Origin of the sequence: Amycolatopsis alkalitolerans, from assembly GCF_006152065.1 — a bacterium.
GTDB lineage: Bacteria > Actinomycetota > Actinomycetes > Mycobacteriales > Pseudonocardiaceae > Amycolatopsis_E > Amycolatopsis_E alkalitolerans.
Window position 1 is genome coordinate 1 of sequence record NZ_VDFW01000011.1, and the last position, 26472, is coordinate 26472.

Here is a 26472-nt window from a genome sequence, read left to right on the forward strand (position 1 = left end):
CAACCGCCCAGCCACCACCACCATCGACATCCAGCCGATCTTGACAACACCGCCGCCGACCTAACTGAACGGCTTTGGGCCTAGGGCAGGTAGCGGTCGATCCGCCGCAGCAGGGCACCGAGCAGCCCACGGCGATGCCAGCCTTTGCGGATCACCAGGTCGCGGCCCGCGTCGATGCCCCCGCGGAGGCGGGCCGACGGACCGGGATGCCGGCTGTCGTGGCGTTGCCGCGCGCGCCGTTGGAGCCAGCGGGCGCACTCGAGGCAGACACCGACTTCGGGATGTGAGCCGAGGCGGACGAGTTCGGTCTCGGGCTTGTCGCGGCCACAGCACCAGCAGAAGGGTTCGGTGTCCTGCGCGCTCCGTGGGGTCATGATCGATCCGCTTCTGTCCGGGAGCCGTGTCGAGGGCCACCGCATGGGGCCCTCCGGGCGGTGACGGCCTCAGCGCGAGCCGGGCCGGTAGCGGGCCTTGATGTGGAAGCGCTCGCCCTGGGGCCCGAAGATACTCAGGAACTCCACCGCGTGGGCGTCGGCGTTGCCGAACCAGTGCGGGAGGTGGGTGTCGAACTCGGCGACCTCCCCGGCGGTGAGGACGAAGTCCTGGTCGCCGAGGATCATCCGTAGCCGTCCATTGAGGATGTACAGCCAGTGGTATCCCTCGTGCGAGCGGGGATCCGGCTCGAGACAGTCCGTCCGTCCGGCGGGGAGGATCTGCTTGAACACCTGCAGCCCGCCGGGGGTGCGGCTCAGCGGGATGACGGTCATGCCGTGGTGGTTGACCGGGCGCGGATACACCCGCGGGTCACCGCTGGGCGGGGCGTCGACCAGTTCGTCGAGCGGCACGCGGTAGGCCCTGGCCAGGGGGAGCAGGAGCTCCAGGCCCGGCTTGCGCTGCCCGGACTCCAGCCGGGACAGCGTGCTGACCGGAATGCCGGTGGTCTCCGACAGCGCGGTGAGGGTGGCTCCGCTGCGGCGGCGCAACTCGCGGAGCCGGGGCCCGACCGCGGCCAGCACGGCGTCGAACTCTTCGCTCATGCCTCCATGGTGCATGCGGTTTCCGCAAAGCGCTTTGCCAGCTCCTCGCGCCGGGCCCAACGATTCAGTCTCGCCGAACGGCGGGGGCACCCGCACTGTGCACGGGCACAGTTTCGCGGACCGTTGGCTGACAGGTCATCTCTTGTTCGCCGTATTCGCTGGTGGTGAACTTTCCGACCAATGACAGCAGCCGGACGGGCGTGGCGACGCGGGCACGTCTGGAGACCCAGCGGAGGTGGGTATGACCAGCACACCCGACGGTGCGGGAACCAGGCCGGTGAAGGCAGCCCTGATCCCCAGAGGGGCGCAGGCCCGGCGCGAGGCGGCCGAGGACTACGCCCTGCGCAAGGTGCCCGCGCACTGGAAGCGGCCGGCGTTCAGTTTCGCCATGTCGCTGAGCGGGCTGACCTCGTCGGTGTTCTTCCTGGCACTCGGCGGGCAGTTGACGCTGACCTTCGGCTTCCCCGCGGCGATGACGGCGTTCGCCGTGGGCACCGTGCTCGGCTGGCTCGGCTCCGCGGTGATCGCGCGGGTGACCGCGATGACCGGCCTCGACCTCGACCTGATCACCCGCGGCAGCGGATTCGGCTTCCTCGGATCCGCCGTCACGTCACTCATCTACGCCGTGAACTGGATGATGTACGCGGCGATCGAGGCGGCCTACCTCGGGACCGCGCTGCACACGGAATGGCCCGCGGTGCCGGCCCCGGTGTGGTTCCTCATCACCGCGTTCGTGTCCGTGCCGATCTGCTGGTACGGCTTCACCCAGAACGACTTCGTGCAGCGCTGGCTCGGCCCGGTGTTCCTGGTGGGCCTGGGCTGGCTGGTGATCGCCGCGGTGGGGCATTCGGACCTGTCGCCGTCGTTCTCGCAACCGGGCTTCACCGCAGCCGGGTTCTTCGGCGCACTCGGCGCGCTCCTGCCGAACGTCGTCATCCAGATCCTCGGCACCGGTGACTTCTCGCGGTTCATCCGCAAGACGGAGGTCAAGCGCGCGATGGTGGTGGGCCCGTTCGTGGTGATCGCCGCCGTGTACCTGGTGTCGTTCCCGCTCGGCGCCGTGCTCGCGCTCTACACCGGCAGCGACAACCCGGGCAGCTACATCACCGGGGTCCTCGGCCTCTTCGGCGTGCTCTGGGTCGCGGCCACCCAGTTGCGGATCAACAACATGAACTTCTACAGCGGTTCGCTGGCGCTGGCCAACTTCGCCTCCCGGATCCTGCACTGGGTGCCGGGGCGCCGGTTCTGGGTCATGTTCGTCGGGGTGGTGGCCTTCGCCGGCGCCCTGCTGCACGTCGAGGAGCACCTGATCGCGGTGGTGTCGTTCATGGGCATCTTCTGCCTGGCCTGGCTGGGTGTGCTGCTCGCCGACATCCTGGTCATCAAGCCGAAACTGCGGGTACCGCCGGCCCATATCGAGCACCGCCGCGGCTACCTGGCCAACTGGGGTCTCCCCGCGCTGGGCAGCCTGTTGCTCGGGGCGCTCGTGGGCGCCATCCTGTCGATGGCCGCGATCCCGGACGCCGTCGTGGGCTCGATCCTCGGTGACGCGCTCGCGCTGGCGATCGGCTTCGGCGGCCCGATCGTCGTCGAGCTCGCCGGGAAGGGGCGGTTCAAGCGCCTGGCCCGCGACCCGGATCCGGACTGGCTGGACGACTTCTCGCGTGACGACGACCAGATGGAGGCCGCGGAGAACATGCTCGCGTGCGGCAAATGCGGGGAGCGGGTCATGCGGCAGGACATGGTGACCTGCCCGGTGACCGACACGCACGTGCTGTGCTCGGTGTGCTGCGCCGCGCACCGCACCTGCGGCGAACGCTGCAAGACCGAGGCGTTCACCCCCTCCGACGCCGACATCCGGCGGCATCTCGAAGTGATCGCCGTCCGCCATCCGGCGACACCGGTGGAACCGACATGACGGAGATCGTGTTCCGCTCGCTGGGCGATCTCGAACTGTGCGTCGAGTTCGGCGACCGGATCGATCTGGCGCTGAACTTCCGGGTGCTCGCGCTCGACCGGGCACTCAAGGACGCGAAGGTGCCCGGCATGCGCGAAACGGTGCCCACGCACCGGTCGCTCGGGGTGGTCTACGACCCGGTGCTGATCCGCCGCCGCGATCTCGAGCGCGTGCTCACCGATCTGGTCACAGATCTCGTCGAGCTCACGGAGTTCCCGTCGAGGTTGGTCACGATCCCGGTCTGGTACGACGATCCGTGGTCGCGGGAATGCGCGCGGGCACACGGTGTGGGCAACAACATCGACTACCTGGCCGAGGTCAACGGCGTGCCGCGCGAGGAGGTCGTCGCGCGGCACGCCGGGGTGCTGCACTGGGTGTCGGCCGTGGGTTTCCAGCCCAGCACCTACCAGGCGGTGCCGCTGGGCGAGATGGGGCTGACCGGCCCGAAGTACGAACGCCCGCGCAAGTGGACCGACCCCGGCATCGTCTGCCTGGCCGGCACCATCACCTCCTACTACCCGGTGCGCAGCCCCGGCGGCTACCAGCTGCTCGGCCGGACGCCGATCGACCTCTTCGATCCGTCGCGCCGCAACGCCGCGTTCGCGGACGGGCCGGTGCTGCCCCGGGTGGGGGACCGGCACCGGTACGTGCCGATCAGCGGCGAGGAGTACGAGGAGATCCGGGCCGCGGTCGTGTCCGGGCGCTACGAGTACCAGATCGAGGCCGGGGTGCACCGGTTGGCGGCCGCCGATGCGTGAGCGCAATGTGCTCGAAGTACTCGATCCCGGGCTGCAGACGACGATCCAGGACCTGGGCAGGCCGGGCTACCTGGCCGACGGGATCCCGCCGTCCGGCGCGTTCGACGCGTCCGCGCTGAAGCTCGCGAACCTGCTGGTGGGCAACGAGGTCGGGGACCACGTGCTGGTCGGCGCGGAAACCGGCGCGGCCGGGCTGGAGATCCTGCTCGCCGGGCCGAGGCTGCGCGTGCTGGGCAGCACGGTCGTCGCGGTCACCGGCGCCGACCTCCAGCCGACGCTCAACGGCGAGCCGATTCCACTGTGGACATCGGTCGCGGTGCACGCGGCCGACGAGATCGCGTTCGGCGCGCCCCGCGCCGGAGCCCGGGCGTACCTGGCCGTCGCCGGGGGCCTGGCCGTGGAGCCGGTGCTCGGAAGCCGGTCCACCAATGTCCGGGCCGGCATCGGCGGTCTCGGCGGGCGCGGCCTGCAGGCACGCGATGTGCTCGCCGCCTACGAACCGGGCCGCCGGCTCGAATACCTTGCCCGGCGGCGGATCCGGCCCGCGCTCGTGCCCGGCCACCGGGCACCGGCGTGCCTGCGGGTGGTGCTCGGCCCGCAGGACCACCTGTTCACCGAAGAGAGTGTGGAAACCTTCCTGACCACCGAGTGGCGGCTGTCTCCCACGTCCGACCGGATGGGCTGCCGCTTCGTCGGCCCCGCCCTGCATTTCCGGCCGCGCCCGGAACACCTTGTCGCGCAAGCGGGTTCCGATCCGTCGAACATCGTCGACGACTCGATCTGCATCGGTTCCATCCAGGTGCCGAGCGGGCTGGAGCCCATCGTGATGGGCGTGGACGGGCCGAGCCTCGGCGGGTACGCGAAGATAGCGACGGTGATCAGCCCGGATCTGGCGGTTCTCGCGCAGCTCAAACCGCATGACGTGACGACGTTCCGCGCGATCGATCCAGACGTTGCCCACGACGCCCATCTCGCCGCCCGCGCGGTGGGCTCTCCCGAGTACCTGGAGCCGCGATGACCTGGCGTGTCAACATCAATTCCGATATGGGCGAAGGCTTCGGCCGCTGGCAGCTCGGCCCGGACGAGGACCTGATCCCGCTCGTGCCGACGGTCAACATCGCGTGCGGTTTCCACGCCGGGGATCCGCGCATCATGCACCGGGTCACCAAGGCCGCGATCGCCGCCGGTGCCGATGTCGGCGCCCATGTGGCGCTGCCGGATCTGCGCGGGTTCGGCCGCCGCCCACTGGAGATCGCCGCGGAAGACCTGCTCGACGACATCCTGTACCAGATCGGCGCGCTGGACGCGTTCGTGCGGGCCGAGGGCGGCACGATGCGGCATGTCAAACCGCACGGTTCGCTGTATGCCATGTGCGGACGCCGCGAGGAGTACGCCCGCGCGCTGCTGGAGGCCGTGTCGCGGTACGACCGGAGCCTGCTCGTGATCGTCGGCCAGGGCTGGCCGGAACGGCTCGCCGGTGAGTACGGGCTCACGGTCCGGCACGAGGGCTACGTGGACCTCGACTACCAGCCCGACGGTTTTCCCGTGGTGGAACCGATGAAGCAGCCGCGCGACGCCGAAGACGTGGCGCGCCGGGCGATCCGGCTCGTCACCGAACACGCCGCGACCGCGGTCGACGGATCGTCGCTGCGGGTGGACACGCCGACGCTGTGCCTGCACGGCGACATGCCTGGCGTCGTGGACGTCGCCGTGACGCTGCGAAAGCGCCTGGCCGAACACGACATCGAAGTGGTGGATCTCGCGACCGCGGTGGCCGGATAGTGCTCGTGCACAATCCGGCCACCGGTCCCGTGATCCCCGCACATTGCCCGGGCCACGGCGGACCGATTGACTCGCAGACGTGAAGCCTTCCCAGATCCAGACCGTGCTGAGCGAGCACTACGGCCTTGACGCGGTGCGGCAAGAAGTTCTCGGCGGCGAAAGCGATCACAACGTGCGCATCGTCACCGCGGACGGCGAGGAGTTCCTGCTCAAGGCGACGAAAGGGTCCACAGAGGACGTCGTGCTCCGGTGGCAGACCGACGTGCTGGCCCATCTGGCCGAGCGGGTGCCCCAGGTTCCCGTGTCGCGCCTCGTGCCCGCGCGCTCCGGCGACTCACTCGTGGCCTACGGCCCCTACGTCGTCCGGTTGCTGACCTGGCTGCCCGGGACACTGTTCGCCGAGGTCCCGCACCATCCTCCGGCACTGCTCACCGAACTGGGACAGGTCGCGGGCCGGCTGACTCTCGCGCTGGCCGATCTCCCGGTCCGCGACGGGATCACGTCGCACCACTGGGATGTCCGCAGGGCACGCGACGCCATCGAAACCGGGCTGCCCTTCGTCACGAACGAGAACGACCGTGGCAATGTGGCACGGGTACTGAGCTGGTTCGACCGGTGTGCGGGCGAGTTCGGCGAGCTGCCAGCGGGCGTCGTCCACCACGACATCAACGATTTCAACGTGCTCGCCGAGCCGGGCGACGGGGGAGAGTGGCGCCTGAGCGGAGTGCTCGACGTCGGCGACGCCCTGCACACGATCCGGGTCGCCGAGGTCGCGATCGCGGTGGCCTACGCCATGCTGCGCAAGGAAGACCCGCTCGCCGCCGCGGTCGCCGTCGTGGCCGGGTTCCATTCGGTGGTGCCGCTGACGGAGTCCGAACTCGCGGTGATCTTCCCGCTCGCCGCCGCCCGGCTCTGCGTCAACGCCACGACGTGGACACGGCGTACCGCGGAGGCCGAAGACGGTTACGGCCGGGCACGTATGCGGCACACCTGGCCCGCCGTGGCGCGCATCGTGCGCATCCACCCTGCCCTGGCCGAGGCCGCGTTCCGTGCGGCGTGTGGGTTTTCGCGGCCGGAATCGCCCCGGCCCCGCGCGGATTCTGCGGTGGTTTCCGGGCCGCTCACCGAAATCGACCTCACCCCCGCCAGTGACCTCTACGACGGGCTCGACTGGACCGAGCCGCACGCGGTGGCGCGGGCGACCGGCGCGCGGGGCTTCTCCCGGCACCTGAGCGCCTCTTTGCTGGCGGCCGAGCCACGATCCGGCGCGGCCGAGACCGTCCAGCTGGGCATCCGGCTTTTCCTGCCCGAGGGCGAGCCCCTGCGCGCGCCGCTGGCCGCCAAGGTCGAACGGACCGGGGAACAGTTGGTGTTGCGCCACCAGGATTTCTGGAGCATCTGGTGGGGAGTGGACAGTCCACTCGGGACCGGAGAGCGGGCCGAGCCCGGGGCGATCTTGGGTAAGGCCGGTGCGGATGTGCAGGTCCAGGTGGTGACGGCGCCGGCGTTCGTGGCCGAACCGCCGCCACGCCACGTGCGCCCCGCCGACGTTCCATTGTGGACTATTCTGTCGCCCGATCCCGCTGCACTGCTGGGCGCCGCACCCGCCGGATCCGCCCGGAGGGACGTGCACGACATCGTTTCCGTGCGCCGGAGCCGGTTCGCCCGCTCCCAGCGCGCTTACTACCGGCGCCCGATGAACCTGGTGCGCGGGCGCGGGGTGTGGCTCTACGACGAGGACGGGTTCGGCTACCTCGACGCGATCAACAACGTCACGCACGTCGGCCATGCCGAACCCCGGGTTTCCGCGGCGGCCGCCCGGCAGTTGGCCAAGCTCAACACGAACAGCCGGTTCGTCTACGAGGGCATCGCCGCGTACGCCGAACGCCTGTGCGCCACACTGCCGGACCCGCTCGAGGTCGCGTTCCTGGTCTGTACCGGCAGCGAGGCGAACGACCTCGCGCTGCGCATCGCGCGGCAGGTCACCGGCCGCACCGACGTGCTCGTGCTCGACGGCGCGTACCACGGCAACACCACCGCCGTGACCGGTATCAGCCCCAATCGCTACAAGGGCCCTGGCGGCACCGGCGCCCCGCCCACCACGCACGAGGTGGTGCGCCCCGACCGTTACCGGGGTCCGTACGGCTACGACGATCCGGACGCGGGCGCGCGTTACGCGGCCGACGTGGCGGCGGTGGTGGCGGGCCTGGACAGCCCGCCGGCCGCGTTCATCGCCGAGTCGCTGATGGGCACCGCGGGCACGATCATGCTGCCCGACGGGTACCTGCCCGCCGCGTTCTCCGCCGTGCGGGCGGCCGGCGGGCTGTGCATCTCCGACGAGGTCCAGGTCGGCGTCGGCCGGCTGGGGAGCGCGTTCTGGGGCTTCGAGACCCACGGTGTCGTACCGGACATCGTGACCATGGGCAAACCCCTCGGCAACGGCCATCCCATCGCCGCCGTGGTGACGACGCGCGAGATCGCCGACGCGTTCGACACCGGTATGAAGTACTTCAACACCTTCGGCGGCAACCCGGTGTCGTGCGCGATCGGCCAGACGGTGCTGGACATCGTGCAGGGCGACGGGCTGCAGGAGCACGCCGCCGACGTCGGTGCCTACTTCCTGCGGACGCTTCACGAGCTACGGGAGCGGCACGCGGTGGTCGGCGACGTCCGCGGGCAGGGTCTCTACCTCGGCATCGAACTGGTCCGCGACGGGCGGGAGCCGGCCACCGCCGAGGCCATGGCGGTGGCCGAGGCGATGAAGGACCGTGGGGTGATCGTGTACCCGACCGGCGTCCACGACAATGTGCTCAAGATCAAGCCGCCCATGGTGTTCGACCGCGAGCATGTGACCCGGTTCGCCGAGACGCTCGACGCCGTGCTGCTCAGTCTTCGGTGAGCTCGCGCCCGGCGGAACCTCGCAACCACGCCACGGCGAGTGCGACGGTCGCGAGGTCCCGCGGGCGCGACAGCTGCAGCCCGGTGATCCTTTCCAGCGACTGCAGCCGGTTCCGGATCGTGTTGCGGTGCCGGTACAGCTTGGCGGCCACCTCCGGCAAGGAACCGTCGCCGTCGAGGTAGGTCTCGAGTGTCTCGAGCATGGCGGCTCGTTCGTGCTCCGGCAGCGCGAGGACCTTGCCCAGCACGTCACGGGCCAGCACGCCGCCGAGCTCACTGTCCACATTGGCCAGCGTCGCCAGCCAGGAGGTGTTGAGCAGCCGCAACCCCGGCCCCGGCATCGCCCGGATGACCGCGCGGGCGAGCCGGACCGCCTGCGCCACCCCGGCCAGCCCGTCGGCCACGAACGCCCCGCACCGCCACGCGTCCAGGGCACCCACCGCCGGAAGCACCTCGTCGATCCGCCGCCCGCCCAGCGCGGCGAGGATGTACAGCTCGTCCGGGCGCCACGCCTGGTAATGCGCGAGCCCGAGGGAGCGCAGCCGGGTCGCGGTGATCCGGCCGGCGTCGTGCTGGTGCGGAACGTCCTCCGCGACGACGACCAGGGTCGGCTCGGCCAATGGCAGGTCCAGCCGCTTGGCGGCCTCCCGCGCGGCCGCCGGGTCCCCTTCGCCGGACCCGATGAGCCGCTCGAACGCCGCGTGCCGCAACTCGTCGAGGTGCAGCGCCATATCGTGCTCGGTGCCCCGGTACGCGTCGACCATTTCGGCGGTGTTGCGTTCCACGGCCTCCCACAACAGGACCGAACTCTCCACGAACGACTCGTTGGCGGTCAGCCCGACCTTGCGCCCTTCGTCGATCACGGCCTCCCACAGGATGCGCAGATCGATGCGGAAGGCGTGCAGGAGCGCCGGCAGCGGCAGGCGCTGGCGGGCGCGCACCCGGCCCGCTTCCGCGGCGGCGTCCGCGATCGCGGCCGGGATGGGCCGCCCGGCGGCGCGGGTGAGCGCCAGCGCCAGCGTGCGGCGCATCATGTTCACCAGGTCGGCCCGGCTGACCTCCGACGTCGCGTACTCCGGTTCGTCGGCGCGAAGCCGGTCCACCGCCTGGTGCACCAGCTCGTCAAGGCGGGTGTCGAGCAGCCGCCCGGCCACGAGCCGGATCGCGTCCTGCGGATCCGTCACCGCGTCCAATTCGGCCATGGTCACCAGCATCGCAGACGGCCGGCCGGGACCATGACTAGTGTCGTGTGATCCTGTCCGGTTTACGTTGCCGTGTTTGCCCGTGAGGTCGGTGGGTTTGTCCGCTGCGGTGTCGAGTTGGCTGGTCCGGTCGCTGACCTTGCCCTAGGCGACAGCGGCCGGCCAACTCGATAACGCCCCGAGCCAACTCAGCGACACCAAGGGCCAACTCAGTGCCCTGGCAAGCAAACACACCCGCGCGTAAAGACAACAAGATCACGAACCGAGCATGTCTGGTCCTGGTTGACCCGGTGGTCGTGAGCCACGGGTAAGCAGGCGGTGGCCCTCGGACCAGTCGCACCTCAGCCTTGTCTCTGACTCGCAGTCAATATACTATCCGGTCAGTATGTAGCTGACGCGCCGCGGCCGGCGGTCTCTCGAAGGGCTCTGAGGGAGTCCTGGCGAGCAGCTCAATCGGTACGCGGTCCCACGGAAGGGCGATGGTGCTCATGGCGTGGTCTCCTCCGGCCATCCAGTGGCCGCGCGCCGCGACCGACCGGCGCCGCCGGCTCCACCTCAACGGCCCAGCACCAAAGGGAGTGTCATGGAGGACTTGAGAACCTGGGTGGACCAGATGAGCTCCCGCGATATCGTCCGCGATGTTCTGGAAGCCGATCCGCACCTGGAGATCGGTGCCATCACGGATCTCAATGCGAAGAACCACAAATGGGTGCTTCTCTTCGACCGGATCAAGGGGTACGAGCCGGGGTTCCGGATACTGACCGGCTCACTGCTGGACGCCGAGCGGGTCGGCTACAGCCTCGGTTGCGAGCCGGGCGGCGGCAGCCAGCACCTCGTCCGGCAGTTGCGCTCCCGTCTGCGGCACCCGGCCGCCACCGATGTCGTGGGCCGCGCCCGCGATGACCAGAGCGCTCCGCTGTTCCAGAACCAGATGCGCGGCAGCGACGTCGACCTGTCGAAGTTCCCGGCGCCGCTGTGGCACGAGCACGACGGCGGGAACTACCTCGGTACCTTCGACGCCGTCGTGACCCGCGACCCCGAGACGGGCTGGGTCAATGTCGGCACCTACCGCATGATGCGTTACGACTCCCGGCGCCTGTGCCTGTTCGTCAATTCCAGCCACCACGCGCGGCTGCATATGGAGAAGTACCGGCGTCGCGGCGAACGCGTTCCGGTCGCCGTCTCGCTCGGTCATCATCCGGCACTGTCCGCGCTCGGCGGGATGGAACTGCCCGCCGGCACGTCGGAATACGACGTCTTCGACCAGTTGCGCGGCGACCTGGATCTGGTGACGCTGCCCATCACGAAGCTGCCGGTCCCGGCGACGAGCGAGATCGTCGCCGAGGGCTATCTGTCCGAGGAGGTCGTCTTCGACGGGCCCTACGGGGAATTCCTCGGCTACTACGCCGGCGGCAAGATGCCGACACCCACGCTCGACGTGGAAGCGGTCTACTACCGGGACGAGCCGATCATTCTCGGCACCTGCGCCGGGATTCCGCCCTATGACTATTCCTATTTCCGTTGTCCCATGCGGTCGGCGATGATCTGGGACGCGCTGGAAGAAGCCGGTGTACCGAACGTCACCGGTGTGTGGTGCCACGAGGCCGGCTATACCCGGGCGCTCAACGTCGTCTCCATCGACCAGGCCTATCTCGGTCACGCCCAGCAAGCCGGCATGGTGGCTTCCCAGGTGCGGGAGGGCGCCTTCGGCGGCAAGTACACGATCGTCGTCGACGACGACATCGATCCGGGCAACCTCGACGAGGTGATGTGGGCGCTCACCACCCGGACCGATCCGGTGGACGCCATCGAGTTCATCCGCCATTCCTGGGGTATGGCACTGGATCCCATGGTCGAGCGGGCGCCGGACGAGTCATTGGGCGCACTGTCGATGTCCCGGGCCGTCATCATCGCCTGCCAGCCGTACGGGCGCCGGGCACAAGGTACGTTCCCCGCTCCGGTTACGGTCCGGCAGGACGTGGCCGCTCGGGTCATGCGGCAGTTCCCTCAGGTTTTCCCTAGCAAGAGTTAGGGAACGGCGAAAAGTCTGACCAAGCGAACCGGCGGGATGGCCTGTCAGACCTGGTTCCCGCGTTATCGGCAAAGTCCCCACCTCAACCCGGGCGCGGCGACGATCGTCAATGTCGACACCGTGCTCCGGCCGGATTGTGCAGTGGCAGGAGAACACCATGACCGCAGTCGATCTTTCCCGCCCCGCGACGACCACCTCACCGGATTCCAGGACGCCACTGAACACCGGCCTGCGCTGGGCGGCCGGAATAACGGTGGGACTCGTCGTATGGTTCATCCACATACCCGACCTGAATGTGCGCCAGGAGCACGGCGCGGCACTGATCCTGGCGACGATCGTGTTGTGGCTGCTCAGGGCGGCACCCCAGGGCGTCGTCGCGTTGCTCTTCGTCGTCACGGCCATCCTCTCGGGGGTTTCCGACGGCGAAACGCTGCTGAGGCCCTCCTGGACCTCCTCACAGATCTGGTTTGTCTTCGCGTCGTTCGGTTTCGGCTACATGATCGCCGACACCAGCCTCGGCGAGCGCCTGACGAGCAGGCTGCTCCGGTATTTCTCCCGGTCGTTCTGGTCGTTCGGGCTCTTCGCGATCGTCTCCGGCACGGTTTTCTCCGTCATCGGAATGGCCGGGGACTTCGCCAGGGTCGGCATCCTCTACCCGGTCATCGCGGCCGCCGGGGCGACCATGAAAGGGCTTCGCCGGGAAGCCAGCACCAGGGCGATGGCCATGATGATCCTCGGGGTCGGCCAGCCGACCCTGATGTATGTGTTCAACGGTTTCTGGTTGAACCAGACGTTCCTCGGCCTGGCCCAGGAAAAGTTGAGCTACGTGGGCTGGTTCACCCATTTCATGGTTCCTTCGCTGGCCGTCTCGGTACTCGGCCTCATCGCGATCAGAATCCTGTTCGCGGCGGATATCAAGATCCCGGCGGATATCAGCCGGAGCAAGCTCGAGAGTCTGGGACGGCTGACCCCAGCGGAATGGCGCACCATGGGCTTCATCGGTCTCGCCATCGCGTTGTGGCTCACGAGTTCCTGGACCGGGCTGGACGCCGGGTGGATCGCGTTGAGCGTGTTCGTGCTCATGTTGCTGCCCGGCATCGGCGTGATGAACTTCCAGGACTTCACCCGCCGGATGAACTGGAACATCATTTTCTTCCTGACCGGCGCCTTCGCCTTGGGCGCACTGATCAAGGAGCTTCACCTCGCCCCGATCGTCGAGCATTGGCTGGTTCCCAGCCAGCTGCCGAACAACCCGTTCGTGCTCGGCATCGTGGCCAGCCTGCTGTCGATGCTCATCCACCTGTTCACCGGCGACGCGGCGTCGGCGATGGCGGTGACGGTCCCGGTGTTCCATCATGCGGCGGTCATGTACGGGCTGAACCCGCTGGTGTACGGGTTCGTCGCCTACATGAGCATCTTCTCGCAGTACTTCTTCCTCTATCAGGCGGCCGGTGTCCTGTTCGCCTATGGCTACGGGTTGTTCACCCAGAAAGACATCTTCAAGTTCGGGCTGGCTTCCGTGATCACCACCTCGCTGGGGCTCGGCGTCGTCGGCGTCTTCTACTGGCAGGTGACGGGAATGCTGCACTGACAACGCCTTCGGCTCTCATCGCGACGAGAGGAAACAGATGACCAGCTATCCGGATCTCCATGAGCATGTGCGCCGGCTGGAGGAAGCCGGGTTGCTCATTCGGGTACACCGCCCCATCGACAAGAACACCGAACTCCACCCGTTGGTGCGGTGGCAGTTCTGCGGGGGCGTTCCGCCGGAGCAGCGCAAGGCGTTCTTGTTCGAGAACGTGGTCGACGGAAACGGGCGCCGGTACGACATACCCGTCCTGGTGGGCGCGCTCGCCTCCAACCGGGAGATCTATGCGCTGTCCATGGGTTGCCCGCTGGACGAGGTGACGCCGACCTGGGCCCGCGCCATGGGCAACCCCATCGAACCCCAGGTGGTGTCCGACGCGCCGTGCCAGGAGATCGTGGTCGAAGGCGGGGAACTGAACACGAACGGCCTGGACGCGCTGCCGGTGCCGATCTCGACGCCAGGGTGGGACAACGCGCCCTACCTCACCAGCGGTCACTACCTCACCCGCGATCCGGAGACCGGGGTACAGAACTCGGGCAACTACCGGGGGCAGATCAAGAGTCCGACCTGCGTCGGCATGAACGCTTCGCACGAACTCAACCAGGGAATCACGGTGCACTGGAACAAGGCCCGCGCCCTCGGCCAGAAGTTGCCATGTGCGATCGTCGTCGGCGCGCCCCCGTGCGTGACGCTCACCGCGGTGCAGAAGGTCCCGATGGGATTGGACGAACTGGCGGTGGCCGGCGGTCTCGTGGGATCCCCGCTGCGGGTCGCCAAGGCCCGCACGGTCGACGTCCTGGTGCCGGCCGAAGCCGAGATCGTGATCGAGGGCTACATCGACACCGAGTTCCTCGAGCCGGAGGCGCCGTTCGGCGAGTCACACGGTCATGTGAACCTGCAGGAATACAACGCCTTCATGGACGTCACCGCCATCACCCGCCGCCGGGACGCCATCTTCACCTCGATCCTGAGCCAGGTGACCCCGAGCGAGTCGAGCCTGATCAAGCGCATCGCCTACGAGGAACGGTTTCTCACCACGCTGCACGAGATCGGCATCCACGGCCTCAAACGTGTCTTCCTGCACGAGCCACTGACCAACATCCGCAAGTTCGTCGTGCTGGTGTTCGAGAACGGCGCCGAAGAGACCAACGTGTGGCGGGCGATGTACGCCGCGAGTTCGCTGCAGAACGCGGTGGGCAAGTTCACCATCGCGGTGAACGAGGACATCGACCCGGAGAACACGGACGCCATTCTGTGGGCGCTGGCCTACCGCATGGACCCGCGCCGGGACATGCAGGTGGTGGAACACCGTTCGTGGGGGCACGGCCCGGCCGGGCCGGTGAACGACGGGCAGGACGCGGCCATCCTGCTGGACGCCACCCTCAAGCAGCCGTACCCGCCGATCTCGCTGCCGAAGCGGGAGTACATGGAGCGCGCTCGCACGATCTGGGAGGAGCTGGGGCTGCCGGCCCTGGAACCGCGGGCGCCCTGGTTCGGCTACTCCCTGGGCGACTGGAGCGACGAGTTCGAGCAGGAGGCACAGCTCGCGGTCCGGGGCGAGTTCTGGAGCACGGCCGAAAAGCACGCCGCCCACCGCCGGAGCGACGTTCCGATGAACACGCCGGTTCGGTCGTCCGACGACTGAGCCGCGCCGATCCCGGAGGCAGAACGTGCCGAAAGTACGAGTCAATGGCGTGGACCTTTCCTACGAGGTGCGGGGGAGCGGCCCACCGGTCGTGCTCGTCGCCGGCACCGGATACCCGGGGGCGTCCTGGCCGGCCCGCTTCCTGGACGCGCTCAGCCGGGCGCATCGGGTCTTGACCTTCGACCACCGGGGTACCGGAGCAAGCCAGGACAGCGACGGCCCTTACTCGACCCGGATGCTGGCCGAGGACGCGCTGGGCCTTGTGGACCGGGTGTTCGGCACGTCGGCGGACGTGGTCGGGCATTCCATGGGCGGCCGGGTCGCCCAGTGGATGGCACTCGATGCCCCGGCCTCGGTGCGGTCCCTGGTATTGGCCGCGACCGGCGCCGGCCCGTTGCCGGGGACATCCCGGCACGAAACCGGGCTTCCTCCGGCCACCGTCGAGCGCATGGTGGAGGCGGGATACGAGCGGTTCATCCGGGACTCGCAGCGGAACCACTTCTTCACGGATTCCTTCGCCGGGCAACGGCCCGAGGAAGTCGACCGGCTGTTCTCGTCCTGGTGGTCGCACCGTCCTTCCCTTCGCTGCTACCTCAAACATGTTCTCGCCCGCCAGCAACACGACACCGTGGCCCGGCTGACCGATATCAGGCAGCCGGCGCTGGTCCTGGTCGGCGAGGCGGACACCGCGCTCATGGGCACCTATTCCCACCTGGAGCAGTCGCACTACCTGGCCACCGCACTGCCCCGCGCCACGCTCAAGGTGCTTCCGGGACTGAAACACGGGCTGTTCTGGGAAGCACCGCGCGAATCGGCCCGCGCGGTGATGTCGTGGCTGGAGCACCGTTGATCCCCGGTCCGGTCAGCGCCGCCGAGGCGGCCGATCTCGTTGCCGTCGCCACCCGGCGCGCACCGGCGGATCTGGTGATCCGGCGGGGCACGATCGTGAACGTCTACTCCGAGGAGCTCTCGGTCGGGGACGTCGCGGTGAAGGGCGGGCGGATCGCGGCCGTCGGAACGGACCTCGACGTCCAGGGCGACCGGACCGAGGTGATCGAGGCCGAAGGAAGGTACGTGCTGCCGGGCTACCTCGAGCCACACTGCCATCCCTGGGCCCTGTACAACCCGGACACGCTCGCCCGTGCCGTCCTGCCCCTCGGCAACACCGCCCTGGTGGGCGAGCTGCTCAACCTGCAGCTCACGGCCGAGCCCGACGCGATCCTCGCCGTCTACGAACAGCTCCAGCGCAGCCCGATGCGCTGGTACTGGGCGGTGCGGGTGGCCGGGCAGAGCAACGAGGGGCTCGACCGGCACTTCCCGCTCGCGGCGGTGGAGAAGCTGCTCGCCGCGCCCGGTGTCGTGCAGATCGCGGAGGTGACCGCGTGGCCCCGGGTGCTGGCCGGCGACGCCGATCTGCTCCGCCGGACCGCGCTCGCACAGGAGCACGGGGTGCGACTGGACGGGCACACCGCCGGTGCGACCGCGTCCAAGGTGGCGGCGATCGCGGCCGCCGGGTTCAGCGCCGACCACGAGTCGATCACCTACGACGAGGCGCTCACCCGGCTGCGGCTCGGGTACCACGTCATCCTGCGCAACAGTTCGCTACGGCCCGATCTGGACGCGCTGGTCGAGCTGGCGCGCGAAGGGCGAGGCACCGCCCGGATCTCCCTGACCTCGGACGGCTCCGGCCCGCTGTGGTTACGTGAGCACGGCATGGTGGACAGCTTGGTCCGGACGCTGGTGCGGGCCGGCGTGCCGGTCCCGCGCGCGGTGGCGATGGCGACCCTGAATCCGGCGACCTACCTGCGGATCGACGAGCACCTTGGCGGGATCGCCCCCGGTCGGTGCGCCGACATCCAGGTGCTGAGCGGGTTCGACGGGCCGCCGCCCGAGACCGTCGTGGTCGGTGGCCGGGTGGTGGCCTCGGCCGGGCGCCTGACCGGGCAGTGGCCCGCGTGGCGATGGGCGGATCATCTTGAGCGCGACCACCAGGTCGACCTCGACCGGCTTGGTGACCCGGCCACGTACGACTCGCCGTGCCGGCCCGGCGAGCGGGTCCCGCTCATGAGGTTCGTCTCCGCCGGTATCGCCCGGCACGCCACCGAGACCACCGGCGCCGACGGCCGGCCGGGAGACGCCGTACTCGCCGTGCTGTTCACCCGGGACGGGCGGCGGCGCGCCTGGGCCTGGCTCGACCACTTCGCCCCCCGGCTGGACGGCCTGGCGACCAGCTACACGACTTCGGGGCACTTCCTGGTCATCGGCCGCAACCCCCGCTCCATGGCGGTGGCGGCCCGGGCGGCGTTCGCCGGCGGCGGTGGCATCGCGGTCGCCACCGGCACCACCGTCACCGCCCGCCTGGAGCTGGACATCGTCGGCGCCATGTCGTCGCGTCCGATGGACGAGCTGGCCGAGCAGTGGGCGGCGGTGGAGGAACACGTGAAGCGGGCGGGTTACCCGTTCGCCGAACTGCTGTACTGCCTGTGCTTCATCACCTGCGACTTCCTGCCCGACCTCCGGCTCACTGCCGACGGCCTGCTCGAGGTCAAGACCGGCCGCATTCTCGTACCGGCCGAGCCGCTCAGCTGACGGGGCAGGGGCGGCGGGCGAAGAAGGCCGTTCCGATCATGCGCAGCACGACCACCCCGTCCGGCCGGGCACATTCCCAGCGCATCTCCACCGTGCCCCGCCCCCGCGTGGTCGAGGACACCGAAGTCCGCAGCACGGTGGCCGAAGCACACAGCACCTGCCCCGGCCGCACCGGCTCCAGCCAGCGCATGTCGCGTACCCCCGGGCTGCCCAAGCTGGCCGAGCCGGCCAGCAGGTGCTCGTAGTACAGCCGCATGAACAGGCACGCGGTGTGCCAGCCGCTGGCGATCAGGCCCCCGAACGGTGAGTCGCGGGCCGAGGCCTCGTCGACGTGGAACGGCTGGGGAATCCAGCGCCGGCCGAAGTCGACGATGTCGTCCTTACTCACGGTCGCGGAACCGAGATCGAATACCTGACCCTCCCGGAAGTCCTCCCAATAGCGCGTCACGGTCACCCCGTCCCGTCAGCTGCCTTCCCGGAACCGGCGGAAGTCCTGGGCCCGGCGCGCGGCGCGCTTGCTCCCTCCCCACCGTTCCACCACCCCGGTATCGAACCCGAACAGGTCGAGCGTCCGCCCCACCGTCTGGTTGACGATGTCGTCGACCGTCTTCGGGTGGTGGTAGAAGGCCGGGACCGGGGGCACCACGATCGCGCCCGCGGAGGTGACCTCGCTCATCAGCCGCAGGTGCAACGCGTGCAGCGGGGTTTCGCGCACCAGCAGCGCCAGCCGCCGGCGCTCTTTCAGCACGACGTCGGCCGCCCGCACCACCAGGTTGTCGTCGTAGCAGTTGGCGATCCCGGACAGGGTCTTGATGCTGCACGGAGCGATGATCATGCCCTCGGTCCGGAAGGAACCGCTCGAGATCGCCGCCGCCAGGTCGTCCTCGCGATAGGTCACCGCGGCACTCGACGCGATGCTGTCGGGGTCGATCGCGGTCTCGTAGGCCAGCGTCCGGCGGGCCCCGGCCGTGATGACCAGATGGGTCTCGACCTCCGGCAGGTCGCCGAGCATCTCGACGAGGCGGGCGCCGTACACCGCACCGGAGGCGCCGGTGATGGCGACGATGATGCGGCGCGGAGAGGCCGGGCAGGGCGCGGTCACTGGCCGGACTGCGCCAGCAGCCGGATCCAGCCCCGCTGTTCCCGGGTGAGCCGGTCGACGACGTCCTGGTCGAACCACTGGCGCAGATCGACCTGTTCGACGGCGTAGCGGGGCCGGGCGAACTGGCTGGCCGTGCCGTACGGGATGGTCGCGTCGATGGCCATCCCGCCTTCGAACCCGGTCGCCGAGCCCAGTCGTCCCCCCGAGGCTCGCTCGCTCGGCTGGAACGCCTGGCCGGCGCCGCCCGGCACCGGGACGATGATGTCGTTGTTGGGGTCCACCCGGGTGGTCAACGCCCACAGCACGTCGTCGCTGCTGTAGATGTCGATGTCCTCGTCGACCGCGATGGCGATCCGCATTCCCCGGGAACTGGCCAGCGCGGCCACGAGTACGTTGCGCTGGTAGCCCTCGTCGACCTTGCTGCGCTTGTCGATCTGGAAAACGGCGCCGCCCCAGTCGGTCATCGCGAACGGGATGTGCACGTCGCGGACCAGGCCCGGCATGATCCGGTTGCCCAGCTCGTACAGGGCGGCGGTCCGGACGCTGGTCTGGATGTTGTTCTCCTCGGCACCGTGCACGATCATCGGCTGGATGAGCGGCCGGCTGTCGAGCGCGCGGTGGGTGACGGCGGTGACCTGGAAGGTCGGCGCGCGGTAGGCCTTGCCCATATAGCCTGCCCACTCCGGGTGGAACGGGTGCTCGCCCTGTTGACCGGTCTCTTCCGCCTTGCCGGTCTCGAAGCGCCGGTCGGTCGGGTCGAGGTAGCCCTCGATGACGTACTCGGCGTTGGCGACCGCCCACGCGTCGGGCACCGACACCGCGGGGACCAGGTCGACGGCCGATCCCTGCAGCGCCCCCGCGATCCCGAGCTCGTCGCAGCCGTAGGGCAGCACCAGGTAGTCGAAGCCGGCCCCGGCCGCCAGGGTGACCGCCGGTGGCAGGCCGAAGTTGATGGTCAGCGGGATCCGCTCCCGGCCGTAGTTCTCCGCCGAGGCCATCCACATGTGGCTGCCCGGCGCGATCTGGAAGGTGCCGGTCTCACCCCAGCGGAAGTTCTGCCGGTTGTAGCCGATGTGGCTGCCGCCCCCGAAGAACCGCCCGGCCAGCAGCGTGACACCGCTGCCGAGGGTGGCCTCTTCCTCCTCCAGGGTGTGCCGGATCGGCGTCACGTACCGGATCGGGTTGAGGTTGCCGGTCTGCACGACTTCCTGGGCCGGTGCCTGGTCGCGGGTGAGGATGCGGGGCGGGATCGGCTTCCGGAGCGCGTCGGCGATGCGCCGCGTCTTCTCGGTCGCGTTTTCGAAACCGAAGAGCCGGTTGACGATGTCGGTCTGGGCGAACAGGTTCATCACGAACCGGGCATGGTCGTAGCCTTTGATCTGCTCGAAGAGGACCGGTGGGCCGCCGTCCATCCGTTTCTGCACCGCCGCGAACTCCACGTCCGGGTCGATCGGCTCGGACGTGGTCACCAGCAGCTCGTGGCCGGCCAGGCCCTCGAGCGTCGAGCGCAGGCTGGAGATGTCGATCGGGCGGTCAGTCATGCGCTGTCTCCGGCTCGGGCTTCCGCACCGCGGCGTAGCGTTCGGTCAATTTGGCTCTCGGAACCGACTGGGTCGGCGTCTTCGGCAGCTCGTCGGTGAAAAAGATCTGCTTGGGGATCTCGTAGCGCGCCAGCTTGCCGCCCGAGCTGCAGAACTCCAGCAGCTCGGTGGGGGTGACCGAGCTGGCCACCCTGACCACCACCGCGACACACACCTGCTGTCCCCACCGTTCGTGTGGCAGGGGGAACGCCGCCGCTTCCACCACGTCCGGGTGCGCGGAAACGACGTTCTCGACGGTCCGCGGGCTGACGTTCTCGCCGCCGCTGATGATGATCTCGTCGCGGCGCCGGAGGTGGCGGGCGTGCCCGTTCTCGATCTGGACGATGTCACCGCTGATGTACCAGCCGTCCTCGGTGAACGACTGGGCCGTGCGCTCGGGCATGTTGAGGTAGCCCGCGAACACCGAGTCCCCCCTGACCTGAAGCTCGCCTTCGCCTTCCTGCCTGACCTCGCCGGTGACGACATCGATCAGCCGGAACTGGGTCTGGTTGTACAGCGGCGACCCGCACGAGCCCGCGATGTGGGCGGGCAGTTCCTCACGCGGTTCGTAGGCGCCGGGCCGCCCGACCTTGTCGACGAAGATGATGCCCGCTTCGGTCATCCCCAACCGCTCACAAAGGACGAACGAGTAGCGGTCGAGCACCTTCTGGTAGGCCCGGGCCGGCATGGGAGCTCCGCCCGCGATCACCTGCCGCAGGCTGCCGAGGTCGAACCGCTCCGGGTGCGGATAGTCGGCGATGTCGACCACCATCGAACCGGCGATGTAGGCGGAGTCGGGCCGGTAGCGGTCGACGAGCCGGAAGAAGGCGTCCTTCTGCCACCGCAACGAGATCACGCTGCCCCCGGCGGCGAGCACCGGCAACGACGACGACTCGAGTCCGGACGTGTGGTAGACGGGCCCCGCGCACAGCCACCGGCTGGCGGGGCTCAGCTTCCAGGCATGGACCAGGTTGGACACGTGGGCGCCGATGTTGCGGTGCGTCTTCATCACCCCCTTCGGGGTGCCGGTCGTGCCGCTGGTGTAGGTGATGTTGAACAGGTCGTGGTCGTCCTTGGGGGCGGACTCGATGTAGTGGGGATAGCCGGCCACGATGTCGGCGAGCGCGGTCACCCCGTCGCCGGACGGTCCGTCCAGGGTGACGAGGTGACGCACCTCGGTGCCCTGGATCGCGGCCCGGGCGGCCGGCAGGTCCTTGTCCGCCACCACGAGCACGTCGGCCGAGGAGTCCCGCAGTACGTAGCGGAGCGTCTGCTCGCCGAACATGTAGTTCGCCGCGACGCTCTCCGCGCCCGCTTTCAGCGTGCCGAACTCGGCGATGTAGAACTCGTAACAGTTGGTCAGGTAGGTGGCCACGCGGGTGGCCGAACGCTCGCGCACCCAATGCGCGAAAGCAGCGGCGGACCGGTTCAGCTCGTCGTAGGTCCGGGCCTGGTCGTTGTGGATGATCGCGATCTCACGACCGCGATGATGCACCTGGTTCTCGAACTCATAGATCCAGTTGGACACCGTCGGATCTCCTCGAGTCAGCGGCCGATGAACTTCGCGGGGCGCTTCTCCCGCAAGGCGTTGATCCCCTCCTGATGGTCGTGCGTCAGGTTGGACTTGGCTTCGAGCGAGAGCGACAGCTCCATGTTCGAGGCGACCAGTGCTCGCAGCGGCGCGTTGACCGCCTGCTTGGTCCACTGGATCGCCCGGATGGCGCCGGCGGCGAGCTGATCGGCGAAGGCGTCGACGGTGGCGTCCAGCTCGTCGTGCGGCACACAGCGATTGATCAGCCCCATGTCGGCGGCCCGGGTCGCCGGAATGAACTCACCGGTGTAGAGGTACTCGCGGGCGCGGGCGAAACCGATGAGGTAGGGCCAGATGGCGCTTCCACCGTCACCGGCGACCAGCCCGATCTTGACGTGCGGGTCGCCGATCCGGGCCTTGTCCGAGGCGAAGATGACGTCACAGAACAGCGCCAGCGTGGCGCCGAGGCCGGCCGCCACCCCGTTCAGCTTGGCGATGACGGGCTGGCGGCATTCGAGGATCCCGTTCATCGTCCGGCGGTTCTCCTCGCTCAGCTTCTCCCAGCCGAGCGGGTCCTGAATCAGCGTGTCGAGCCAATCCGCGTCGCCACCGGCGCAGAATGCCCGCCCGGTGCCGGTCAGCACGGCCACGTCGATCTCGCGGTCGCGGTTCAACTCGTCGAAGACGCGCGACAGTTCCTCGTGCAGCACGCCGTCGATGGCGTTCAGCTTTTCGGGCCGGTTGAGCGCGATGGTCAGCACCCGATCGCGACGGCTGATCTGCAACGATTCGTAATCCTGGTAGTTCACGTTTCCTCCGTCATTATCGGAATCGGCGGTAGCCGGTGCGACCATTTGACCCAGTTGAACAAGGAGCGGCACCGCAGGCACTGGAACAACACCTCGGAGGCACTGCTCCCGAAGAGAGAGACGACTTCGATTTCCGCCGTGTCACAGTCGGGGCAGGTGACCCCCGCGAATTCCGAATCCGCTGGGAACAGTAATCGGTCAGGTGGTCGTTCGCCGCTCATCAGCTTCTTTCCGTTCTCGCCCGCGCTGCCGGGCGGCCGTGGTCAACGCGCCAGTTCGGCGTCCTTGAAACGGATCACCTCGAACAACCGAGCCGGCAGGGAACCGGTTCGGCGAGCCCGCGGCCGCCATTCCGGCGGAAAGTCCGGGCCGGGCAAGGTCGCCAGGTCGATGCCGAGCGGAGTCACCGACCGCTGCACCTCGTCGGCAAGTCCGGCGCGTATGTCGCCGATTCCCGGATCCCGCCAGCCGGCGGCGGCCAGCCGGTCGACCGGCTCGGCGGGGCCGAACCACCGCAATGCCAACGGCCAGCGGAGCGACAACGCCTCACGCGCACGTCCCCGGTCGTCGTCCGCCCCGTTCAGGATGCGCAACCAGCCCGAGGCGTACTTCAGGTGGAAGTATGCTTCTTCCCCTATCTTCCGGGCGATTCCCGCGATGGTCCGGTCCGGGCTGCGCAGGAAGCCGGACGCCATGGACCACGACGCCTGCTCGGCGAGCCAGATCGAGATGATGAAGTCCGGCCAGTCTCGGGGCGGTTCGTCGAGGAGGTCCATCGAGCGGATCTCGCCCGCCGCCCGGCCCTTTTCCAGGTGACCGTACGAGTGGTCGAGGAGGTCGAGGTACCGGTAGATGGCCCGAGTTTGGCCGTAGGAAGCCGTGCACATGCCGAGCATCGCGGCAAAGTCGGGGAGTGACTTGCCGTTCATCACGCATTCGGCGAACCAGTTACCGAGAACCAGCTTCGTGTCCGCCAGGCACAGCAACTCGTCCTGCACCGGCTCGCGAACTTCGGCGTCGATTTTGTCAGACGTCACGCGTGTCCACCTTCCACGATTGTCCGTCAGGCCATCTTGATTCTGGTGGAGTGATTTCCGAGCCGAACTGGGATAATCATGTCGGTCGGCACGACGCACATCTCGCGCCATTTGTGCTGATCGTAGATGTACCAGGCTCGTACCTGCGCGAGGTCGTCGTTCGGCGCCTCGACGGACCCCACGTGCGCGAGTTCGTCATCCGAGGTCTTTCTGGCGAACACCTCGTAGTAGCGGGGCGTCGTACCGCCGCGTTCTCGTTGCGGGTCGAACGTCTTCTTGCGTGCCATCCGCTCGTCCATCCGGCCACCACTTTCAGAGTTGGATTCCGTGTTCGCGCATCAGGGCGCGCGTCTCGTCGTCGACCGCGCCCCGATCCCAGCGCAGGTGAAACCCGGTGCCCACCTCGACCGAGACCACGCCGGCGAGGGCGAGCAGCCGCTCACGAATCTGCTCGCCGAGGTAGGAGGTCGCCGGGCAGGCCATGCACGGTATGCACAGTTCGACATACACGTCGCCGCCGTCGACCCGCACGCCGGAGAGCATCCCCATGCCACGCAGGCTGGCGGGGACATGTGCGTCGTGGACCGACTCGAGGGCGGCGATCACCTCATCCTTCGTAACCGCGCTCATCGGCGGCACTCCCGTTCGCCTCGCCGGTCACCACAGGTCGGCGCCCCAGGCCTCGTGATGCAGCCGGCTGATCGAGGGCACCTTGTGCCTGCTGCCGGTCTTCCAGATCCGGAACTGCTCGGCCCAGCTGATCCGCCGGTCGTAGTCCCAGGTGCGCGTCTGCTCGTCGAGGTGAATGGGCGGCTCGTAGTCGAGCACGAAGTGGCCGCTGTCCTCGTCGAAATGAGCCGGAACCCGGATGCCGACCGATTCGCTGAACGGCACGACCTGGGAAAGCCACTTCTGGCGCATCTGGTCGTTCGAAGCACCACGAATCTTGTAGGCCAGCTGGTCGGTGCGCTTCTTCATCTCGTCCGGGACACCGAACCACGCGGCACACAGGGGGAAATAGAAGTCCACCGACTCCTGCACCCGCTCCCGCGATCTCTCGTTCAGGTTCCAGAAGAACTTGACCCACCGCTCGCCGTGGGCGACGTGAAAGGTCTCCTCGAAGTTGACCTTGCGCAAGGACCGGGCGAACGGCGCGAAGGAGCAGTTCTCCTCCAGGTCGACGGTGGTGATGTACCCGGCGCGGTCGCCGTAGCACATGGACACCACGGACTCGATGTAGTCCTCGTGCGGGAACTCCAGCATCTGGAACGTGCGCCACTCGTGCGGATCACGCTCGAACAGGAAGTACTGGGTGTCGTACCCGAACTCCTCCAGGAGCCGGTAGATGACCTGGGCGTGGCCCAGTTCGTCCTGGCACGCGGAGGCGATGGCGATCTTGTCCTCCAGCGTGGGCGCGGTCCTGATCGCCGGCGAGTAGGTGGGCAAGGTGACCACTTCCAGGTCGGCCGCGATATGCATCGTGTTGACCAGGACGTCGTGGTACCGAGGTGTCATCTCGGTGGGGTCTTCGAGCTGGTAACCCGCTTTGACGCGCTCGCGCAGCGCGGCCTCGCGTGGATCGTCGACCACGGGCTGGACTGGCTGGCTGACCATTCGATCTCGCCCTTTCCGTAGGTTGCGGCTCGACAGGGGTTCCTCTGCGAGGCAGCGCGGCCTTCGACCGGCTCCCATTCGCATACTGACTGGATAGTATCTTTGTGGAGAGCTGAAGACAAGGTCCGCGTAGAGCGACCTGACTACACGGGGCGCCGGGGCACTTCGGTATACTGACTGATCAGTATGCGCGAAGAAAAGATCGAGGTCAGGCGGCCCAAGTGGTGACGGACGGACCCGACGCTCGTCAGAATCGCAAAGCCGAGCAACGCAAGGCGAGCATGGATCGGCTGATGGCCATCGCCCGGCAGCAGGTCATCTCCAAGGGGTACCTGTCGACCAGCGTCGAGGAGATCGCCGCCGGCGCCGGCCTGAGCAAGGGTGCCGTCTACTTCTACTTCAAGAGCAAGGCGAACCTGCTGCTGGCCTTGATCGACGAGGCTGAGCGCCTCATCGTCGATCCGGCCGTTGCGGCTGTGGCGGAGAAGAAGGGTTCGGCTCGGGACCAGCTCGTCGCCTTCCTGCATGCCCAGTCGAGAGCCGGTCAGCAGCACGCCGAGTGGATGATGCTGATCATCCTGATGTCGGTCGAGCTGCACGGAAAGGGCGGCGCCGCCGAGCAGCGCTTGGTGGCTATCAACGACCGCGTCAAGGCAACGATCTCGGACATCGTCGAGGCCGGGATGCGGGAAGGCACCTTCACGAGCGACGTGTCCGTCAGAGAGCTGGTCACGGTGATCTTCGCGGTGAACCAAGGCTGCTTCCTCGAGTGGTACCGCTACGGCGCCGACCTGGACGGGCACGCCCTGGTGCGCGCCCTGCGCACCACCGTCCTGCGAGGTGTTCTCGCCTAGCCGGTGACTTCTGGCCCGTTCGGCGTGGCCGGGGTGTGCGCGACGTCGGTTTCTTCGGGTTGCCCGCGGTGGCGACCTGCACGTCCCGACGGCCGGCATGTTTGTCCCCACGGACGACCGCCCACTGACCTGCTCAGATAGGGCCGGGCGCCATTCGCGGACCGCGTCGGGACCGCAGGGGAGCGGTAATGGCTGGCCAGCAGATGGTCAGACGTGCCCGGTACGGTCTTGCGAGCCGACTGACCGCGGGGGTTCTGGTGCCACGCGGCGCTGGACTGTCGGGAACACCGAAAGTTGACCAGTCAAACCTCGGGAGGTGCACCATGACCACGAACACTGCTCACTATCCGCATTCCGCTGGGCGCCCTGAGCCCTCGGTGGATGAGTTGTTCCGGGGTGCTGTGCTGGTCGAATCGGCCGATGACTTGGCGCAGGACGGGGTGTTCGACGACGGTGA

24 protein-coding genes are annotated in these 26472 nt (G+C 68.4%); 11 read left to right on the plus strand and 13 right to left on the minus strand.

Annotation, left to right across the window (positions count from 1 at the left end):
- Window positions 1-80: 80 nt before the first annotated feature.
- On the minus strand, window positions 81-374 hold the full coding sequence (locus FG385_RS14590; protein ID WP_139097265.1) for a hypothetical protein: 294 nt from the start codon (window positions 372-374) through the stop codon (window positions 81-83).
- Window positions 375-443: 69 nt separating this feature from the next.
- Window positions 444-1037, minus strand: a complete 594-nt coding sequence (locus tag FG385_RS14595) for a helix-turn-helix domain-containing protein (RefSeq protein ID WP_139097266.1) — start codon at window positions 1035-1037, stop codon at window positions 444-446.
- A gap of 241 nt (window positions 1038-1278) precedes the next feature.
- Here FG385_RS14595 and FG385_RS33925 point away from each other — a divergent pair, with 241 nt between their 5' ends.
- The 5 genes from FG385_RS33925 to FG385_RS14615 all read left to right on the plus strand — a co-directional run bounded on the left by FG385_RS33925 (window position 1279) and on the right by FG385_RS14615 (window position 8433).
- Window positions 1279-2955 (plus strand): purine-cytosine permease family protein, encoded by a 1677-nt coding sequence (locus tag FG385_RS33925; protein WP_160148800.1) that lies wholly within the window; start codon window positions 1279-1281, stop codon window positions 2953-2955.
- A complete protein-coding gene (locus FG385_RS14600) occupies window positions 2952-3752 on the plus strand; it encodes a 5-oxoprolinase subunit B family protein (protein ID WP_160148801.1) in 801 nt (266 codons plus the stop codon). The genes FG385_RS33925 and FG385_RS14600 overlap by 4 nt, the downstream gene beginning before the upstream one ends.
- Complete coding sequence (locus FG385_RS14605; protein ID WP_139097268.1) at window positions 3745-4770, plus strand: 5-oxoprolinase subunit C family protein; 1026 nt, start codon at window positions 3745-3747, stop codon at window positions 4768-4770. The genes FG385_RS14600 and FG385_RS14605 overlap by 8 nt, the downstream gene beginning before the upstream one ends.
- Window positions 4767-5534: a LamB/YcsF family protein gene (locus tag FG385_RS14610; protein WP_139097269.1), complete on the plus strand. Its 768-nt coding sequence runs from the start codon at window positions 4767-4769 to the stop codon at window positions 5532-5534. The genes FG385_RS14605 and FG385_RS14610 overlap by 4 nt, the downstream gene beginning before the upstream one ends.
- Before the next feature lie 79 nt (window positions 5535-5613).
- Window positions 5614-8433, plus strand: coding sequence for an aminotransferase class III-fold pyridoxal phosphate-dependent enzyme (locus tag FG385_RS14615; protein WP_139097270.1), 2820 nt, complete (start codon window positions 5614-5616; stop codon window positions 8431-8433).
- Here the strand turns inward: FG385_RS14615 and FG385_RS14620 are convergent.
- The gene (locus FG385_RS14620) at window positions 8420-9634 is read right to left on the minus strand and encodes a PucR family transcriptional regulator (protein ID WP_160148802.1); all 1215 of its coding nucleotides are present in this window, start codon (window positions 9632-9634) and stop codon (window positions 8420-8422) included. The two genes, FG385_RS14615 and FG385_RS14620, sit on opposite strands and share 14 nt — an antisense overlap.
- A 583-nt stretch (window positions 9635-10217) precedes the next feature.
- Between FG385_RS14620 and FG385_RS14625 the strand changes: the two genes are divergently transcribed.
- The 5 genes from FG385_RS14625 to FG385_RS14645 all read left to right on the plus strand — a co-directional run bounded on the left by FG385_RS14625 (window position 10218) and on the right by FG385_RS14645 (window position 17488).
- Window positions 10218-11666 carry a UbiD family decarboxylase gene (locus tag FG385_RS14625; RefSeq protein ID WP_139097272.1) on the plus strand — a complete coding sequence of 483 codons (1449 nt, stop codon included), beginning with the start codon at window positions 10218-10220 and terminating at the stop codon, window positions 11664-11666.
- A gap of 157 nt (window positions 11667-11823) precedes the next feature.
- The gene (locus FG385_RS14630; RefSeq protein WP_160148803.1) at window positions 11824-13257 is read left to right on the plus strand and encodes an SLC13 family permease; all 1434 of its coding nucleotides are present in this window, start codon (window positions 11824-11826) and stop codon (window positions 13255-13257) included.
- Window positions 13258-13294: 37 nt separating this feature from the next.
- Window positions 13295-14899 carry a UbiD family decarboxylase gene (locus tag FG385_RS14635; protein ID WP_139097274.1) on the plus strand — a complete coding sequence of 535 codons (1605 nt, stop codon included), beginning with the start codon at window positions 13295-13297 and terminating at the stop codon, window positions 14897-14899.
- Between the two features lie 25 nt (window positions 14900-14924).
- Window positions 14925-15749, plus strand: coding sequence for an alpha/beta fold hydrolase (locus FG385_RS14640; protein ID WP_139097275.1), 825 nt, complete (start codon window positions 14925-14927; stop codon window positions 15747-15749).
- Window positions 15731-17488 carry an adenine deaminase C-terminal domain-containing protein gene (locus FG385_RS14645; RefSeq protein WP_139097276.1) on the plus strand — a complete coding sequence of 586 codons (1758 nt, stop codon included), beginning with the start codon at window positions 15731-15733 and terminating at the stop codon, window positions 17486-17488. Before FG385_RS14640 ends, FG385_RS14645 begins: the two co-directional genes overlap by 19 nt.
- Here the strand turns inward: FG385_RS14645 and FG385_RS14650 are convergent.
- From FG385_RS14650 to FG385_RS14690, 10 genes are read right to left on the minus strand one after another with little or no spacing between them, the layout of a single operon-like run.
- Window positions 17481-17936 carry a MaoC family dehydratase gene (locus FG385_RS14650; protein WP_160148804.1) on the minus strand — a complete coding sequence of 152 codons (456 nt, stop codon included), beginning with the start codon at window positions 17934-17936 and terminating at the stop codon, window positions 17481-17483. The two genes, FG385_RS14645 and FG385_RS14650, sit on opposite strands and share 8 nt — an antisense overlap.
- Window positions 17937-17951: 15 nt before the next feature.
- A complete protein-coding gene (locus FG385_RS14655; RefSeq protein WP_139097278.1) occupies window positions 17952-18590 on the minus strand; it encodes a UbiX family flavin prenyltransferase in 639 nt (212 codons plus the stop codon).
- Entirely contained in the window at window positions 18587-20131 is a 1545-nt protein-coding gene (locus FG385_RS14660) for a UbiD family decarboxylase (RefSeq protein WP_139097279.1), read from the minus strand. Before FG385_RS14660 ends, FG385_RS14655 begins: the two co-directional genes overlap by 4 nt.
- Entirely contained in the window at window positions 20124-21698 is a 1575-nt protein-coding gene (locus tag FG385_RS14665) for a class I adenylate-forming enzyme family protein (RefSeq protein ID WP_160148805.1), read from the minus strand. Before FG385_RS14665 ends, FG385_RS14660 begins: the two co-directional genes overlap by 8 nt.
- A gap of 17 nt (window positions 21699-21715) precedes the next feature.
- Window positions 21716-22510, minus strand: coding sequence for an enoyl-CoA hydratase/isomerase family protein (locus tag FG385_RS14670; protein WP_200834462.1), 795 nt, complete (start codon window positions 22508-22510; stop codon window positions 21716-21718).
- Window positions 22507-22731 (minus strand): PaaD-like zinc ribbon domain-containing protein, encoded by a 225-nt coding sequence (locus tag FG385_RS35800; RefSeq protein WP_456061875.1) that lies wholly within the window; start codon window positions 22729-22731, stop codon window positions 22507-22509. Before FG385_RS35800 ends, FG385_RS14670 begins: the two co-directional genes overlap by 4 nt.
- Before the next feature lie 42 nt (window positions 22732-22773).
- Window positions 22774-23547, minus strand: coding sequence for a Phenylacetic acid catabolic protein (locus tag FG385_RS14675; protein ID WP_160148806.1), 774 nt, complete (start codon window positions 23545-23547; stop codon window positions 22774-22776).
- A 26-nt stretch (window positions 23548-23573) separates the two neighbouring features.
- Window positions 23574-23846: a hypothetical protein gene (locus tag FG385_RS14680; protein WP_200834463.1), complete on the minus strand. Its 273-nt coding sequence runs from the start codon at window positions 23844-23846 to the stop codon at window positions 23574-23576.
- A gap of 13 nt (window positions 23847-23859) precedes the next feature.
- The gene (locus tag FG385_RS14685; protein WP_139097283.1) at window positions 23860-24177 is read right to left on the minus strand and encodes a metal-sulfur cluster assembly factor; all 318 of its coding nucleotides are present in this window, start codon (window positions 24175-24177) and stop codon (window positions 23860-23862) included.
- Between the two features lie 27 nt (window positions 24178-24204).
- Entirely contained in the window at window positions 24205-25161 is a 957-nt protein-coding gene (locus FG385_RS14690) for a 1,2-phenylacetyl-CoA epoxidase subunit PaaC (RefSeq protein WP_139097284.1), read from the minus strand.
- 293 nt (window positions 25162-25454) lie between these two features.
- On the opposite strand from FG385_RS14690, the gene FG385_RS14695 reads away from it, so the two are divergent.
- Complete coding sequence (locus FG385_RS14695) at window positions 25455-26015, plus strand: TetR/AcrR family transcriptional regulator (protein ID WP_160148807.1); 561 nt, start codon at window positions 25455-25457, stop codon at window positions 26013-26015.
- The last annotated feature ends 457 nt before the right edge of the window (window positions 26016-26472 follow it).